General features: G+C 38.4%; 13 protein-coding genes and 1 tRNA gene. 4 read left to right on the top strand and 10 right to left on the bottom strand.

The window, feature by feature from the left end:
* Nucleotides 1–251 precede the first annotated feature (251 nt).
* From HC000_RS11470 to HC000_RS11460, 3 genes are all read left to right on the top strand, one after another.
* Nucleotides 252–407: a hypothetical protein gene (locus tag HC000_RS11470; RefSeq protein WP_179807690.1), complete on the top strand. Its 156-nt coding sequence runs from the start codon at nucleotides 252–254 to the stop codon at nucleotides 405–407.
* Nucleotides 400–681 (top strand): helix-turn-helix transcriptional regulator, encoded by a 282-nt coding sequence (locus HC000_RS11465; RefSeq protein WP_179807689.1) that lies wholly within the window; start codon nucleotides 400–402, stop codon nucleotides 679–681. The genes HC000_RS11470 and HC000_RS11465 overlap by 8 nt, the downstream gene beginning before the upstream one ends.
* Before the next feature lie 218 nt (nucleotides 682–899).
* Nucleotides 900–2,222, top strand: a complete 1,323-nt coding sequence (locus HC000_RS11460) for a DUF4172 domain-containing protein (protein ID WP_179807688.1) — start codon at nucleotides 900–902, stop codon at nucleotides 2,220–2,222.
* A gap of 2,145 nt (nucleotides 2,223–4,367) precedes the next feature.
* On the opposite strand, the gene HC000_RS11450 is transcribed toward HC000_RS11460, so the two are convergent.
* From HC000_RS11450 to HC000_RS11400, 10 genes are all read right to left on the bottom strand, one after another.
* A complete protein-coding gene (locus tag HC000_RS11450; RefSeq protein ID WP_179807686.1) occupies nucleotides 4,368–4,913 on the bottom strand; it encodes a hypothetical protein in 546 nt (181 codons plus the stop codon).
* A 40-nt stretch (nucleotides 4,914–4,953) separates the two neighbouring features.
* Complete coding sequence (istB, locus tag HC000_RS11445) at nucleotides 4,954–5,718, bottom strand: IS21-like element ISShfr5 family helper ATPase IstB (RefSeq protein ID WP_008111090.1); 765 nt, start codon at nucleotides 5,716–5,718, stop codon at nucleotides 4,954–4,956.
* A 28-nt stretch (nucleotides 5,719–5,746) separates the two neighbouring features.
* Nucleotides 5,747–7,291 carry an IS21 family transposase gene (gene istA, locus HC000_RS11440; protein WP_086961189.1) on the bottom strand — a complete coding sequence of 515 codons (1,545 nt, stop codon included), beginning with the start codon at nucleotides 7,289–7,291 and terminating at the stop codon, nucleotides 5,747–5,749.
* A gap of 178 nt (nucleotides 7,292–7,469) precedes the next feature.
* On the bottom strand, nucleotides 7,470–9,152 hold the full coding sequence (locus HC000_RS11435) for a hypothetical protein (RefSeq protein ID WP_179807685.1): 1,683 nt from the start codon (nucleotides 9,150–9,152) through the stop codon (nucleotides 7,470–7,472).
* 1,001 nt (nucleotides 9,153–10,153) lie between these two features.
* Nucleotides 10,154–10,278 (bottom strand) — tRNA-OTHER (locus HC000_RS11430).
* 27 nt (nucleotides 10,279–10,305) lie between these two features.
* On the bottom strand, nucleotides 10,306–10,632 hold the full coding sequence (locus tag HC000_RS11425; protein WP_179807684.1) for a helix-turn-helix transcriptional regulator: 327 nt from the start codon (nucleotides 10,630–10,632) through the stop codon (nucleotides 10,306–10,308).
* 72 nt (nucleotides 10,633–10,704) lie between these two features.
* Entirely contained in the window at nucleotides 10,705–11,037 is a 333-nt protein-coding gene (locus tag HC000_RS11420; protein ID WP_179807683.1) for a type II toxin-antitoxin system RelE/ParE family toxin, read from the bottom strand.
* Between the two features lie 4 nt (nucleotides 11,038–11,041).
* Entirely contained in the window at nucleotides 11,042–11,719 is a 678-nt protein-coding gene (locus HC000_RS11415; RefSeq protein WP_225741053.1) for a hypothetical protein, read from the bottom strand.
* Between the two features lie 300 nt (nucleotides 11,720–12,019).
* Entirely contained in the window at nucleotides 12,020–13,387 is a 1,368-nt protein-coding gene (locus HC000_RS11405; RefSeq protein ID WP_179807681.1) for an MFS transporter, read from the bottom strand.
* Between the two features lie 362 nt (nucleotides 13,388–13,749).
* Nucleotides 13,750–15,177, bottom strand: a complete 1,428-nt coding sequence (locus tag HC000_RS11400) for an MBL fold metallo-hydrolase (RefSeq protein WP_179807680.1) — start codon at nucleotides 15,175–15,177, stop codon at nucleotides 13,750–13,752.
* Between the two features lie 287 nt (nucleotides 15,178–15,464).
* Between HC000_RS11400 and HC000_RS11395 the strand changes: the two genes are divergently transcribed.
* Nucleotides 15,465–16,631 (top strand): nucleotide sugar dehydrogenase, encoded by a 1,167-nt coding sequence (locus HC000_RS11395; RefSeq protein ID WP_011327154.1) that lies wholly within the window; start codon nucleotides 15,465–15,467, stop codon nucleotides 16,629–16,631.
* The last annotated feature ends 968 nt before the right edge of the window (nucleotides 16,632–17,599 follow it).

The raw sequence follows: 17,599 nt of genomic DNA, 5'->3' as shown, positions 1-17,599 counted from the left end.
TATTAATAGCACTAACTAAAAACGGAAGTCTAATTCTCCTTTTTTATTGAATAAATACAATAACAGAACTATACTTCCCTTTTTATTATAATTTCGGAAGCATGCTTCTGAGGTGTTTATGAGTGTAATATTCCAATTGTTTCACGGTGGTCAGTGGCATGATGCTGCTGAATTAACGTTTACAGGTGATGAAATGAGCTCTAAAGTAAGGCTCACTTACTTTACGGACTATCTATTTTCCATAGTGGGTAATGACTGCATATCTACATGAAATAGCCAACAGGCTCAAAAATTTACCCATAAAACTTTTAGCCGCTGGTTGCCCAGAACGTATTGTTTATTTTCCGTCTATCGGACTTGAGTTTTTAGAGAGTAAATTTGTACAAATGGGGGTTGTGGATGAGTAAGTATGATGGATTAGAAAGGTTAGCATTTTTAGCACAAATAGAGCTCGATATTTTAAATAATGAGATAGAAATAGGTGATGCAGTACGATTAGTTCGCACCAAACTTTATAAAATGTCGCAAACACGCTTTGCTAATTATGTAAAAGTATCAGACAGAACATTACGTGATATTGAGAAAAATAACACAGATCCTCGCTTATCGGTTTTAAAAAAGGTGCTAAAGCCGTGTGGGTTTGTTTTAACATTAAAGGTGATGACAAGGACTGTTTCTTAAAACGAAAGTCTTCGAGCTATAGAAGTTTGCTGATGGAGCTGAGAAAAGAGAAGCAAGCTAGCCACAAAAGCCAGACTGTAGAAGCCCAGTGTTCAGAACGAAGCGATGTCGCTGCGAGTTCACGAATCAAAATACCTCTCCATATGATTCATAAAGCATGGACTTTTAAATCAAAATTATATATAAATTGATTTATAACGAACAAAGATTTAAATCATATGTATCATTGGCAACAAAAAAATTGGCCTCAATTTGAATATGATGTGACACGCTTTGAGGCAAGTGTCAGCGAGTATTCGAAAAAAGCTTACAGCATTGAAGGGGCATTATCGCAAATATCGTTAAATGACCATAATGATGCATTTGTTCACTTACTAGTGGAAGAAGCATTAAGCACCAGTGCCATTGAAGGTGAAAAACTTAACTGTGAAGAGGTGCGCTCATCGGTTGCTCGTTTTTTAGGGTTAAAAGAGCCAGAGCGTGGTGGTTACTTCCCTAAAGAAAAAGGCATTGCGGCGATGCTTGTTGATGTGCGTAAAAGCATTAAAAGTGCTATGTCTAAAACCTTACTTTGCCATTGGCACACGCTGCTATTGCACGGTAGTGAAGATTATTATGTAAACCCTATTACGAAAGGCGATTATCGAGATTCGCCTATTGATGTAATAAGAGAAGACTTATACGGCGACAGTGAAATCATCTACAAAGCATCGGGCAATAATCGCACTGAGGTTGAACATGAAATGGATACGTTTATACAGTGGTATAACAACGCCAATTGTTCAGGCCCGATAAAAGCAGCCGTTGCTCATTTATGGTTTGTCGCTATTCATCCGTTTCAAGATGGTAATGGCCGTGTTGGTAGAGCCATAGCCGAGCATGCGTTATTTCAAGACTTTTCGAGACCGCCGCTTTTTAGTATGTCGAGCATGATTAATACTAATCGAATGGAGTATTATCAACAGCTTAGAAATACTAATGCAAGCTTACAAATTAATGAGTGGATAACATGGTTTGTTGAGCTAGTTAGAACTTCGCAAGATAAGTCACTTGAGTCCGTTGAATTTGTATTGCAAAAATCAAGGTTTTGGGCTGAATATGATGAGGTCAAACTCAACCAACGCCAAGAAAAAGTGATGAAAAAAATCTTTACTGTAGGCGCTGACGGCTTTGTGCGTGATGGTTTAACTAATGAAAAATATCGAGCCATAACCGGTGCGCCACCGGCAACCGCTACAAGGGATTTAAAATCATTGGTTGATAATGGCTTACTTTATCCATCAGGTGAAGGTAAACGTGGCTTACGTTACTTTGTGAACTTCCCGCAAGATCACAACCTGTTTGTAGGTAAAGAAAATGCTCCATTGGTGGATGATATTAGCTTAAGCAAACTCTTAAAGAAAATAGAGCGTAATATTGAATATTTTCGTGGTGAGACAAATCCAGGCTTAACGAAGCTTATTGATGAATATAAGGCTCTATCATTGGATGATAAAATAGCGGGGCAAAAGCTAGAAAAGCTTTTAGGGCGAAACAGGTAAATTAGTTACACCCTCGCATTGGTGATGGTGGTATCGATGTTGCAATTTACGCTTCACTGAATGGTATACAGTTTAAATAAAGAAAGCCCTTAATTTCTAAACACTACTCTTCAATACGATATTAAAGCTGGAAAACATTCCTAACTAAAAAAGAACACTATCTATTACCATTTCTAAGAGCGTATAAACCAGCGACGAGAGTCAATGCAGTCATGACTAAAATCAATAGCGTTGCTACTTGTATGACGTTCATAAATGATCTTCTGATGAGTATATTTTAAGCTGCATGTTAAATTATAACTTTGAAAATTTTTAGTACAAATTTAATGTTTACAGGCTAAAGCTTTATTTAATGTTGTTGAGCAAACCGGTGTTCAGAATGAAGTAATCTCGCTGGATAGTATACTAAATATTTTTCCTACATCGTTTGCATCATTTTTTAGATCTATATTTGATAGAATTTTAACTCATGACGAGTTTCGAGCCTAACTGCGAAATACGTTGTCTAAACTGTGAGTGATGAATTACCAGACAAAATAACGCAGGCTGGACTAGTTTCATCTGAGAGCATAGATGCTGGAAAAGTACGCCAATGATGATATCAGTTTAATTACATATCATGTGGCACAATTACTCATAGCTATTTAATAGAGGAATACTGATCTATAATTTATTAAGATAATAAAATCAGATAGTTAAGTGCTAACACCGAGTATAAATTTGCTCCCGCATACTGGTTTAAAATAGAGGAATAACGTACTCAGACTGTTTAAACACGCTAACCCGCAGGAAACGCTAAAATAGAGGAATACTGAACTGTAATTTGTTAAGCTAATACAATCAAATAGTTAAGTGCTAACACCGAGTATAAATTTGCTCTTGCATACTGGTTTCAAATAGAGGAATAACGTACTCAGACTATTTAAACACGCTAACCCGCAGGATAACGCTTAAATAGAGAATACTGATCTGTAATTTATTAAGCTAATATAATCAAAAAGTTAAGTGATAACACCGAGTATAAACTTGCTACTACATACTGGTTTTAAATAGAGGAATAACGTACTCAGGTCATTTTACTCAATAATCTGCAATATCTTCTAGACGAACATCATCACATTGAGATAATGCTTTTTCAACTGCTTGAACTTTAAATTCTTTTGTAAATCGACGTCCCACTTTATCTGTCTCTGTTGAAAGTTAGAGGCGACAACTATCCTGACACAGGAGGCAGAATAGGGAGCAAAACCCAGACTTTATCGCTGTTGTTACATGTGGGAAATTAACTGTTCGCTCAAACCCGCTTGCGGAAATTGAAATAGCGCAAACCGGTCTTAGAACGGCGGGTCTTCGTGCATTTGCTAATTTAATGGGCTGGAATGTGAGTGATATTGCAAAAGCAACAGGGACAACCGAGCGGACTTAATTCGCAATACTGCAAAGCCACTCAATAAACAGATCAGTGAACATGCATTAGAGGTAGAAAAATTATCTGGCTTTGGGGTGGATTACTTTGGTGATGTCAAACGCTGGAATCAGTGGTTAGATATACCCAATCTACAATTTGATAATCACTGTCTGGGCGAACTGATGAATACAATTCGCGGCCGCGAATTGATACGCCGTGTCATTAACGGTCTGCAATATGGATTTACAGCGTAATAGTGGTAAATTAAGCCCGACCACGCAATGCAGCGATACAGCTTGCCAGAATTACAAATCTTAAAGACATTTTAAATGTCAGTGAAATTGTACTCATTAGTGTATGGCTATTCTGCGCTGAAAAAGTACTGTCACCAAGGTAATAATACTCAATTAAGTTGATTAAGCTCATACCAAATAAATTACCAATTGTGCATGACGAATTCATTGAAGAAAACGCGACGCCTAGTTCACTTTTATCTACTGCGCCCATAATGGCATTGTTGTTTGGGGTCGAAAATAAACTAAACCCAATACCTAATAATAACAGTGAGCCGCTAATGTAAGTTGTGTTTGAGCTAACCGATAGTTGGGATAGCAAAAAAAGCCAAGTATAACAATGATAGAGCTAGAAGTGGCAAGTATGCATGGCTGTATTTTATCAGCTAATTTACCGGCCAGTGGCGCCATGATGGTCATTGACACTGGGTTACACAAAATGTGTCACATGCTTGGGTCTTCTTTATTCATTAACTGCTCAAGTAATTTTAAATTTGATACAAACCACTCGCCTATAGGTGTTCTATTGTCTGATTTTTTTTTCAGTATATCTTTAACTTTACTCCATGAGACTTCTTCACCTGAGATCACATGTCTTTGTAGTTTTGAAGGGAACAATCGATATGTAATATTTTTTAGTCTCTGTTTTTGCCATTCTTTTTCAGTTTTATATGCGTCTTCAGGAATGTAATTTACGAATATATTTAGATCTCGAATAAGCTGTGTTGTTTTACCAACTAGAGCTAACTCAATGAAAGCGACATTTTTTAAATGAGCTAAAGCATCCCATGGTTTGCTACCTATTATTTTTCGCAATTCAGTTAGAGATGAAAAATTAAGCACACTAAACTCATTAGTAATTTCGATAAGATCGCCTCTTTGAATTATATCTATATATTGCTTTAGTTTTTTTATTCGTCTCTTTTTTCGAATTAGTGCATTATCGCCTGTTGCGTAATACCATGATGCCGATCGCTCAATACCATTCAAGCCGATCACTTTTTTGTCTGTCAGTAGACCTCAGTAAAATCTAACTTGAGTGATCGGCATCAGTCAAGAAATTTAGTTTTTTTCGCATCGACTCGCCTTTTAATTCCAACTTTATCGCCCCGTGCACAAGCCTATCTAGAATCGCATCCGCGTGTGTCGATTCTCCGATCATTTCATACCAATTTTCTATCGGTAATTGACTCGCTATTAAGGTCGATTTTGTATCATATCTTGCATCAATTAATTCCAGTAAATCACTCCGTTGTTGAGCCGTTAATGGCTCTAATCCCCAATCATCTAAGATCAGTAAATTGGCAGAGCTAAGCTTGTTGATCAGTTTTCGATAACTACCATCGGCTTGCGCTAGAAACATCTTTTCTAATAGCTCTTTGAGCCTAAAATAATAAACGCTACTCCCTTGTTGGCAGTGGTTTTGACCAAGCGCGCAAGCGAGGTAAGTTTTGCCACAACCTGTTGCTCCTGTGATCAAGATGTTTTGGTGAAGACGAAGCCATTCACCTTGTGCTAATGAACGGATCTGAGCTTTATCGAGTTGTCGTGCTGCGCCATAGTTGAGTTGGGCAAGTGTGCCGCCAACTCTGAACTTTGCTTGTCGCGTTAGGCGATCTATTTTACGCTGATCACGCTGCGTTATTTCATGTTCAAGCAATAAACTTAGCCGCTCTTCGAAGCTTTGTTCAACGTATAAATTGGGTTGCTCGTATTGCTGCAATAGCGCATCACGTATGCCGCTTAGCTTTAAATTACTTAACTGATTATTAACTTGTTGATTGATATTTTGCATAAGTCTTCCTATGGTTTGTTAATTTTTATTAATGGTAATAGTGGTTGCCACGGATATTTTTATGATCAATATCTTGTAGTAAATCACCTTGAGCTTGTGGCAAGGGTTGTTTATCCAAGCCTTTTTCTAAGATAGTCTTTACTTGTTTAACGCGAGTAACACCTGTGGTTAATGCGCGATGACAGGCGGCTTCAAGACGTTGATCACTAAACTTTTTACCTAGGCTTAATAACCCCATACAAGCACGGTAGCTTTGCTCTGGATGTTTTTTAGCTTGCATCAATTGCATAACAAACTGCTCAGTTGATGTGCCAAATTTACTCGCCCAGCGTTCGAACCGCTGTGGTGTCCATTGTTGCTGCTTTTGATGAGCGATAGGCATATGCAGATCAAGCGTGGTGTGCGCACCTTCTCGGTATGATCTGGGGTGAACAGCGACTCGTATGCCTTGATGGTAGAGTGTCACCAACTTCCCGGAGGCATGGGCTTCAAGCTTTTGTTTAATTAAGGTATGTGGCACTGAGTAGTAGTGCTTTTCAATTTCCACATGATAATCAATATGCACGCTCACCTGTTTTACTAAGGTATAGCTGTAAGGCTGTGTAGGCAGTGGTTTGAGTGCAGGTCTGTCGATAGCATCAAACTGACTGAGCCGTGAGCCAGGATGCTTTTTCATTTTACGTTGATTTAAATCGACCAGTAATGCTTGTATTTTCAGGTTCAATTGACGCAAGCTAAAGAAGGTTTCATTGCGAAGGCGCGCCATTATCCAACGTTCAACAATTTGCACACCCACTTCAGCCTTAGCCTTATCCTTTGGTTTATAGGGTCTAGCGGGCACAATGACCGTATCGTAATGTGTCGCTAGTTGTTGGTAGGTTGGATTTAAGTCAGGCTCATATCGACACGGTTTGGTGACGGCACTTTTAAGGTTGTCAGGAATTATTAGCTCAGGAACACCGCCAAGAAACTCAAAACAACGGGCGTGACTCATCACCCAATCTTCGAGTTTCTGGCTGTAAGTCGCTTCGGCATAGGTATAATTTGATGCACCCATGACCGCAACGAACACTTGTGCAGTACGACATTCGCCTGTACTTGTATCAACAATACTCATGGTTGGGCCACAGTAATCCACAAACAGTTTTTCACCTGCTTTATGATTTTGTCGCATGGAGGGTTTTTGGCATTTAAGCCATGCCTTGTACTGACGGCAGAAGTGAGTGTAACTGTAAAAACCTTCCGCGTGCCGCTCTTTGTATTCTTCCCAAAGCAGCAACAACGTCATGGTTTTAGGCCGAAGCTCTTGCTGAACTAACGACCAGTCAGGAATGGTAAAGCCCTTTAATCGAGGCTTTGTTTTGAAGAACGCTTGTTGCAGAGCGTGATCATCCCACTTCTCATCAAGCGGCCAGTAAGTAATATCTAACTCTGCTGATTTACAGGCATATTTAGACACGATTGAGGGTGAAACAGATAAGCTTGTTGCTATCTGACGATGACTGAGTTTACAGCTGTATTTTAGTCTTAAAATCTCTTTAAGTTTACGCATTGAAATAGGTGCCGTTGGCATGGTCATTCTCATCATCAAAAATGAAAAGAATAACGGTTAAAAACACCTACTGGCTAGACAAAAACGTGTACAAATTGAACGATACCATTCAAGTCGATCACTCAATACCATTTTGACCGAAAAGTGATCGGCATCGATGGTATTGAGTGATCTTGATGGATGGTATAAGGTGATCGGCTTAGATAGTATTAGGTGATCGCGATGCATGAGAATACGCACCTGTAAAGTTATCCCATGTTGTAAATTCAGCATACCCTCCAGATATATGATTACCAGGATTAGCACGTACTTTTAATAATTCAAAATCAGGATCGTTTTTGTTTAAATTTTTTTTAACCTTAGCGCGTCTGCGTGTGAAGTCAGTTTTCCCCTTTACCTGTAAATTATTGACTATCTGTTTTGCTTCAAAGTAACTTACTAGTAGTGGTTCGCCCCATAGTTGTTTCCAGCATTTAAGTTCAGGGTAACTATTGACAGGGCTTGCCATAAAACCATCAGGCAACAACCCATTAGTATGAGCTGCCGTATAAGCTTCTTTATTATGAAGTTCTTTTCTTGCACTAACGTATTCAATAATATTATCAAGAGGAGGGGTTTCAAAAAAACGAGAGTTTGGGACTCTATTAAACTCCTTAGCTAGTGCCCGTTCTAGCTGGTTTTGGAGTTCAGGGTTTTTTCGTATCGCTTTGGCTAGACGATCATCAAATTGCGTAAAATAATGAAAGTTATTTAATTTGGCATAACTTATCAACTCTTCAACGTCTAATGTCTTTAATTTAAAGAGTAACTTTTCAACATCAGTAAATAAACTAGGGGAAATACATTCAATATTTTTAATGTTTAATGATTTTAATATTTTCTTAATTTCTATTAAATAAGCTTCTAAACCATCATTTCTGAGTATTCTAGCTTCAACATTTATAAAAATATCATATGCGGACTCAGCGCACTCCTTAATCTTTAATTCTTTTTTTGCTCTTCTACGAAGGTACTTTTGAACAAACTTATCTGACAACTCAGCAACGGATAAAAGATCTTTTCGTAACATCCATAGTTCAACCATAACAACTTTACCATTAAGCATAATGGAAAAATCAGCTTTGCTCTTATAGGATTCATTTTTGAACCAAAATGGCCATTCAGGGTGATCTTTATAATCCAGCCGTAATTCATCAAGCACCTTTGCAAAGACAAGTTCAGCATAGCTTGCACATTGAATTACTGCATGTGTGTGTGATTCGAAAATGAGAGGAGTTGAAAAAAACTCTTTTGTTAACTGAGCCATGTAGCCTTGTTTATAACAAAGCATCTGAGTGTGCGAGTCCAACCTTTTCCATTCTGATTTGTTAAAAAATTTTTTCTTTTTATGATATGCGCGCCAATCATCTAAAGTATACTGCTGTAATTCTGGACGCAATCGCCGAGCACCTAGGTGTTCATTAATGAGATCTATAAGTGTTAAACCGTCCTCATTTTTTCTTCGTAACATTTCTAGGTAATGAACAGTGTCGTTACCGTGCTTGTAAACCTTTCCTTTACCTCTGTTTTTTAGCGCTAATTTTAAAAGACCAAAACTGCTCATGTTTTCATAATAGGTATGCTTTGTTCTGCTTTTGGTAAAGGCTTTACGATGAGTTGGGCACATCACTCCATATAAATCATGGCCCACTAATTTTTTTCTCCATCGATTGAAAATAATTGTCATACGAGAGTACGAATTTTCGAAAATACAGCCGCACTGATTACCATCAAGCATAGCTTCACATTTAAACCTTTGCTTTTTAGTCGCGCCCTTCCAACTTGATATCGGTTTAGCTTTATACTTTTCGTAGAATAGGTAAGCTTCAGTTCTTTTATCCATAGCAATTGACGCCTCTCACAACCGTGATGTAGCACTATTTACGATATGACAACTTAGCGCTGCAGTACTAATAATTTAGTTGCTCTTTCTCATTTTTAGCAAGAATAAAATTAAATTATCTTTTAAGGGGCGCTTTTAACTGATTTCGCCGATGAATAGGGGGGAGACCTAATATTGAATTAAAAAGTGGTCTACTGTATTTAAACGAAATTACATAAAATCACTCAGAGTTCGAGCTCTTAACCCTGCCTAAAATGTCCTCACTCAGCCACTATGGATACCTCTCAAGCATATTTATTTCGGTTCTCTGGTAAAAGAAAAGTGAATTTTTACACTTTTTTATCTCAGCTTTTTAGCTGCTAAGACCCTATAAAATTTTCATATTGAGACGTGGTGAATCCCTTTTTTAATGGGCATTAGTTGATACGTTAGCGTAGTAAAAAAGTGAATTTTTTCACGTTTGCATCTCAGATTCTAGCTGGTTAATACTGTCTCAAATTGCCATTTTCAGACGTTTTTCTGTCTCATTTGAAAAGCTAAATCGCGCGAAAAGCCTTGCTGTATAAGGGTTTCAGGGGAGGGGAGTAAAACCTTCTAATAGCGGGAACTATTGGGTTTGTTTTTATTTAAATTTCAATGGTTTACGTGGTTTTAGCCGTGTTTAATGATTGTTTAAAGTAAGATAGTTTCAATTTAAGTAATTGATTTTAAATAGCTTAAAATTTATTCAAGACCAGTTCGCGTCGTTCATTTATGTCATCACTTGAAATCCAAATATCTTCATTTTAAATAGCGCTTGAATTTCGCTCAACAATAAGCCTTTTGATCACTTTGTACGCTCCTGCTATTGTGCATGAAAAACCAAAAACAGCCTAAAATATTTTCAGATTGAAAGTAGCCGTAGCAAGAAGTAATACAACTCCTATCGCCTCTAGCGCCCAGCCGACTTTTTTGTCTACGTGCATATGTTACCCCCGTTATTCCAATTTAATTTATTCGGCTGCGTTTTGACTGGACTTGAACCAGTGACAGACCCCATATAGCCTTTATCGCGAAATTATAACCTCAGCGTTTGCAAACACTTTGGTAACGGCGTAGCGCTCTAACCATCTGAGCTACAAAACGCATGCGAATAAATAGCGACTTATGGCCGCTACTCGCATTCCAACGAGTGTGTTTTAACGGCTTCGACTGCCATTGTTAACTGATCATCCGTAAAGGATGGTTTGAAACGAAAACCAATTCTATACAAACAAGTCATTAACTTATCAATGCTGAATTTATCAATTCGGCCATTTACCAAATCGCTTACGCGAGGTTGAGTTAGCCCTAATTTAATCCCTGCATCGGCCTGTGACCAATTTTTAGCATTGATAATGTCACGAATAACAATCATCAGATCTGAGCGCGTCTGTAGTTCAGAGGCTTCTGCTTTATCTTTTGTGATTGCATCAAAGATATTTGAGTATTCAAGAGTCATATTAACAACCTTATTGTTTAACTTACAGGTACTATATATCAGTGCTGATATATATACAAGTATTGATATATGTCACTTAATTTCTTTTTGCATTAATTTGTATCGTTTCTTCGCAGTGTCCATTGCCTGCCCATCTACCCCGTTGGTGGTTTTGGTAAATGAGTGCAAAATAAAAACAGTGTCAGCAAATTTAGCAACATAAATCGTTCTGTATGCTGGTCTACCGTTTTCAATCAGTTCAACCGCGCCAATACCTACACTGTCCTTTAAGTGCTTGAACTTGCTAAATGGCTCTTTGTTTTGACAGATAGCGTTTAAATCATTTGCAAAGCGCTTTTGAATTTTATCTGGCAACGCTAGAAACTCTTTTTTTGATTGACTGTTTATGAACTTAAACTTTTTCAACTTCCTAATGTCCTGTAACTTTAATTCTTGAATACACGCTATTGATAGCGTCCGATAATTGCAGCAAGTTACCGTTGTACTTATCTGTTACTACTTGTCTTGATGCGTAACCAAACAAGTCAGCTACAACACCATGATCTACGTTTTTTGCTAAATGGATTATGAGCGAGTCCTCAAAGGTTTTCGCTGTAGCCCAATCTAAACCAGCCTTTTTAAGCAGTGTATTAACTTTGGTTCTTAGGTTTGTTGGTTGTTTATTAATGCCCTTTTTAACGGTTCGCTCACTCATAGCAAACGCAGTTAGGCGGTCATTAAGTAAAGCAGGGGCTTTTTGACTAAACCCCCTGTACGTTCCTAAGTTATGCCTGTATTCAACTGGTAAATCTTGTTGCTGTTCGTACCAGTCTAAATATTGCTCTAGTGCTTGGCAAAAAACTTCAGGCACTTCGATAATGCGCTCATTCTTGTTTCGACTATATTCTGCTGGCAAAACCCACTTGCGATAAACTTCTCCTTTGTCACTTATCAACTGATGTAGTTTTAATAAATTATGCTCTGTAAGTGACAAGGGGACGCAAGCAAGTTGGGTTATTAGATACCTATCTTTAAGTGAATACTTACCAGTACACGCGTCATTTAGAAGCGAATTTATATCGTTATCGACTAATATTTGTCTTAGCATTTTATTCGTTGCATAATCAAAATGTTATTTAATGCAATATAGATTACACTATCACAGTCTATTAACAAGGAAATTCGGTTAATTAGGCTGGGATGATATTGGAATAGTGATTTAGGCGGGGTAACATCTTCGTTCACCAGGGCATGTGAAGTAGAAGGCATTCATAATTCTGTGTCAGGCTAAAAATGAAATATTTAACACGTCAACTATTCGAACATTCGAAATGGGTCGATAATTGCGACAATGCCAGGCTCCAATTAAGGATGGGCATTGTCCATTTCTATTATTTTTAAACACACTTTAGGCTCGACCACGCAGTGCAGAAATACAGCTTGCGAGAATTACAAACCCTAAAGACATTTTAAACGCCAATGAAATGGTACTCATTAATGCGGGGCTATTTTGCGCTGAAAAAGTACTGTCTCCAAGGTAATACTGCACAATTAAGTTGATTAAGCTCATACCAAATAAATTACCAATCGTGCGTGACAAATTCATTGAAGAAGATGCGACACCTAGCTCGCTTTTATCTACTGCGCCCATAATGGCATTGTTATTTGGGGTCGAAAATAAGCCAAAGCCAATGCCCAATAATAGCAGTGAGCCGCTAATATAAGTTGTGCTTGAGTTCACCGTTAGTAGAGAAAGTAGAAAAAAGCCAACCATAACAATGACACAGCCTAATGTAGCAAGTAAGCGCGGCTGTATTTTATCGGCAAATTTACCTGCCAGTGGCGCCATGATAGCCATTGACACCGCTTGGAGTAATACGATTTGCCCTGCATGTGCGGGGCTTAATCCTTTAATATATTGCAAATACAAACTTAATAAAAAGGCCAGTGAAAAGTTACTGGCATACATTAAAAAGGAAGTGGACAAGGATAGGCTGAATACACGACTTTCTAAAAACATTTGCACTCTAATGAGTGGTCGCCTACTGCGACTTTGATGAACAATAAATAACATCAAAAAGATGATTGAAAGTAATGTTAAAAGCCAGCCAAGAATACTTGGTAAATTACTTAACCCTAACACTAAGCACAGTGCAAAAAGCGAGAAAATAACGGTGCCCCACCAGTCAAATGGCGATTTTTTATCGTTTTTCCACTCACCATGTAAACACAGTTTAATGGTAATGAGCAGCATAAGTACCAAGGGGATCTGCGAGTAAAACACGGCGCGCCATCCCCACATTTCAGTGAGCCAACCACCCATTGCCGGGGCTGCGCTGAGCCCTATATACACACATGCCGCAGAGGTGCCCAGTGCCATCCCTCGTTTATTATCAGGTGTGACAGAGGTTATGATGGCAACGCCGATACCAAAAATCATGGCGCCAGCGGCCCCTTGTATAAAGCGCCAAAAAAGCACCCACTCAATCGATTTTGCTAGCGCGCACATCAGCGAGGCCAGTGCATTTAAGGCTAAACCAGAAGCATATATGCGTTTTCGACCATAGTTGTCAGCTATTTTTCCGCACGGCAGCATAAACATGACGCTACTGAGTAAATACAAAGTAGGCATCCACGCGATCATTTTCGCGCTCGCATTTAAATCTTCAGCGAGGTTTGGAATTGCTATGTTAACGCCCGCCATGCCAAGCGGACCAATAATAGAACCGCTGCAAACGATAATAAGGGCAATAGTAGTCGCGGGAAGTTTAAACAAGAAGAGTCCTTTTATTTACTGGCCTTAAAATGATACGTGAAGATATTGACTTGTACAGGCTTTGATGTCGTTAAGAGCGAAGCAATGACTTTAGGTCAGCATAATGTGTCACTCACCCAAGCCGGGATCACTTAACAGGTTGGCATACTAACACCTAGCTCAGTACATTATTACCAGCGAACGTAACAGAGCTTATATGTGTTACGCATTATCACCAAAAAAGGGGGGAATATCTTTATGATTTTAAGATTAAAGTGTTCAATATTAATATGCGGTTCAATAAAAGTTTCCATTGTGGATAATTGAACTAAATGACAGCTTTACACATTGTGTACTAAGACTTCATACCCTATGGTTAATTTTTATGATTTAGCTATTTCCACGAATGTTCTTTCTCCTAAAATTTCGCGATATTTATTTGCGAGCGCATTTTTTGCATCATCGTCGCCGTGCACTATTTTTATATGGCTGGGCTTTTTACGCATGCCAGTTACAAATTTTATTAACCCATTTTGATCTGCGTGGGCGCTGTAGCCGCTTATAGTGTGTACTTTGGCGTTTATGATAATGCGAGTGTCGTTTACAAATACATAGCCGTTACGAGGGCCATAGGTTTGTATATCATGCCCTAATGTGCCGCGTCCTTGATAGCCTACAAACAGTATGTCGGTGGTTTTGTCACTTAAAAAACGCGCTAGGTAATTTACAATGCGCCCGCCGGTGCACATGCCGCTGGCGGCTAAAATAATGGCGGGGGTTTGGCGAGTGGCTAAGTAGTTAATAATGGCCACATGCTCTTTATGAGTGTCGATTGTGGTTAGGTTTTTAAAGTCGAGCGGGTGGCGGCCTTTGGCAACTTTGCGTTTGGCTTCAGCGTCCCATAAATGTTTAAAATTTCTGTACTGCTCAGTAAAATTTGCCGCCATGGGGGAGTCGAGTATTACGTGTATGCTGTGCCATGGTGAGTTTTTAGCTGCGCTGTGAATTAACTGCTCTAGTTCGTAAAGTAGCTCTTGGGTGCGACCTATACTAAACGCGGGCACGAGTACTACGCCGTTATCGGCAACCGCACCTTCGATTACTTTTTTTAATGTTTGAGTACGCTCTTTACGCCCTTGATGGTTTTTATCGCCATAGGTCGATTCAATGACTAGAGTGTCGGCTTTATACGGCGGCTTAGGTGTGGGTAATAGCGGTGTATAGGGCGCGCCTAGATCGCCAGAAAACACCACGCGATGCGTACTTTTACCTTGTGTGTTGTTAGGAGTGGTTTTAGTGCTTTTGTTCTCAAGAATGTCAATTTCAACATAGGCTGAACCTAAAATGTGCCCGGCTCGCTGAAACCGTGCTTTGGCTGTTTGGGTATTTTCAGCATTACTAACGCTTGGATTGATAGATAAGTTAAACCAGGTTTTAAAATCAACCGCAACAATGCGCCTAGCTAATAAGCTTAAACAGGCTGCAATTATTTTAGGATCGCGTGTTACCCCTACTTTTAATGCATCTTCTATTACCAGTGGTAATAAACTGGCCGACGCTTTAGTGGTGTAAATAGGCCCTTTAAATCCCGCAGCCAATAAATACGGTATGCGCCCCACATGATCAATATGGCAATGAGTAACAATTAATGCCGTAACATTAGTTATATCAAACCCAATAGCTAAATCAGTTTTTGAATCCTCCCCCTGAAATAGTCCACAATCAATGAGTATTGATGTGCTGTTATTTATCACTAGTTCATGGCACGAACCGGTAACGCCATTAACAGCCCCATGATGCAGTATTTTCATTGTTCGTCCTTGTATGCTTAAAAAGGGCGGTGATCTACTTTTAGCCGTAACTTTCAATTAAAGATGAAAGCAGCTTTTAAGTGTTTTAACGTATTGTTTGTAACAGCTTAGTTTTAATTAGTTTAAATGCAAGGGTAGGTAATGGGTTGCGATTAGTTTTCAGTTAGAAATAAAAATAAGGGCAGAGTGTGTTGCTAGTGTGTTTTTTGCACTTTTCAATTTGCCTATAATTTAGCCTTAACTATACTTTTAGCTGATATAGAATATTTTAAATATTAGGGATGAATATGAAGGTAACAGTTGTAGGTACTGGTTATGTTGGTTTGTCGAACGCCATGTTACTAGCCCAGCATAACGAGGTTATAGCACTTGATATAGATGAGCAAAAAATAGCCCTTTTAAATAATAAGCAATCGCCGATAGTCGATTTTCATATAAGTGAATATTTACAACGAGATGATATAAGTTTTACTGCAACAACTAATAAAAGCATGGCGTACTGTAACGCTGACTTTATTATTATAGCGACCCCTACCGATTACGATACCCACACTCATAATTTTAATACCAGCTCTGTTGAGGCCGTGATAAACGACGCTTTGGCTTATAATCCACACGCGGTAATAATTGTTAAATCGACAGTGCCAGTGCGTTTTACGCAGCGGATGAAAGCGCAGCTGGGCGTAGACAATATTATATTTTCTCCTGAATTTTTACGTGAAGGTAAGGCGCTTTACGATAACCTACACCCATCACGCATTGTGGTTGGTGAGCAAAGTGAGCGTGCTGCTGTATTTGCTAATTTACTTAAGCAAGGGGCGATTAAACAAGATATAGCAGTGTTGTTTACTGAGTCGACCGAAGCTGAAGCCATTAAATTATTTTCAAATACCTATCTTGCAATGCGGGTCGCATATTTTAACGAACTTGATACGTATGCCGAAGCGCATGGATTAAATAGTAAACAAATTATACAAGGGGTTGGACTTGACCCTCGCATTGGTAATCATTATAACAATCCATCGTTTGGCTATGGTGGCTATTGTTTGCCAAAAGATACCAAGCAGTTATTAGCAAATTATAAAGACATACCCAACAATATGATTTGCGCTATTGTTGATGCCAATACCACACGTAAAAATTTTATAGCGGATTCAATTATTAAACGAAATCCTAAAGTCGTTGGAATTTACAGGCTCGTTATGAAAACGGGATCTGATAACTTTAGAGCGTCTGCTATTCAAGGGATCATGAAGCGAATTGCAGCCAGTAATGTGCAAATGGTGGTGTATGAGCCAGAGCTTAAAGAAGATGTTTTTTATAACTCTCGCGTTATTAGAAACTTAAATGAATTTAAACAAATATCTGATGTAGTTGTTTCTAACCGTATGGTTGAAGAGTTGAGTGATATTACAGATAAAGTATACACACGCGATTTATTTGGTAGTGATTGAAAGTGAGGCGGTTAAAGATAGAGATTAATAGTTGCTTTCAGGTTTATACTTCGCTTGGGTTAAAAGCACGCGAAATAAATTCGCGCCTATTAGGGTAAGTTTGAGTATTACTAAAATGCAGCGCTATCTTTAGCCTGTTCTATCTTGTTTACTGTATATATTCTCTACATTGAAAATGAATCTGGTTATGTTTAAGTAATCAAATACCCTTGCTGAAAATAAACACAATACTAACGTTATAACTGTAACGATAAGCGATTGCATGATCCCCGTAGCATCTAAGACTAAAAATAAATTATTTAAAGGTTTCATGGCGACAATAAAGAGTGCATGTAAAACTAATATAATTAGAGTGTTTCGGCCAAGGTATGCCATTAAGTTTGTTACATAGTTATCTTTAAAAATAATAAACAAAGACCAAAAGAACGATGTGAGCAGTAAACACCATATAACTTCTGAGGCGGAAAACAGATTATATATATCGATAAGCCAAAAAGTGTTTCCTAAATAAAACAATACTACAAGCAGCAAAGACAGTTTAAAGGGGAACGAAAAGCCATCCGGGTACAGCTGCTTAACTATAATTCCGAGTATAAAATAGGTAACAGTTCTAAATGTTATAACCCCGAACTTGGTCATAATTAATAAGATAAATATAGAGATAAGCAGTGCGATAGCAATGCTTTTAGTATCAGAAGAGAATCGAGCTGTTACATATCTTGAAAAGAGAATTGAGAGTTGAATAACGATTAAGGAGTGAAGAAACCAATATCCTCCAATTGGGTTTAAAAAGATGATACGAATAAATTCTGATATTGTTTTTGGGGCCACGTTTGTTGTTTTAATACCTAAGTACTGAACAAGTATTAAGCCCACTAAATATAAAAAAATGAGCCTGTAACGGATTCTGTGTAACTGCCCGTTTTTAGATTTTAAATATGCTTGCTGAGTCGTTCCTCAAATTCAAT

Source organism: Pseudoalteromonas sp. MIP2626, assembly GCF_013414205.1.
In the GTDB taxonomy this organism is placed as follows: domain Bacteria; phylum Pseudomonadota; class Gammaproteobacteria; order Enterobacterales; family Alteromonadaceae; genus Pseudoalteromonas; species Pseudoalteromonas nigrifaciens.
This window is presented reverse-complemented; position numbering and strand designations above follow the sequence as displayed.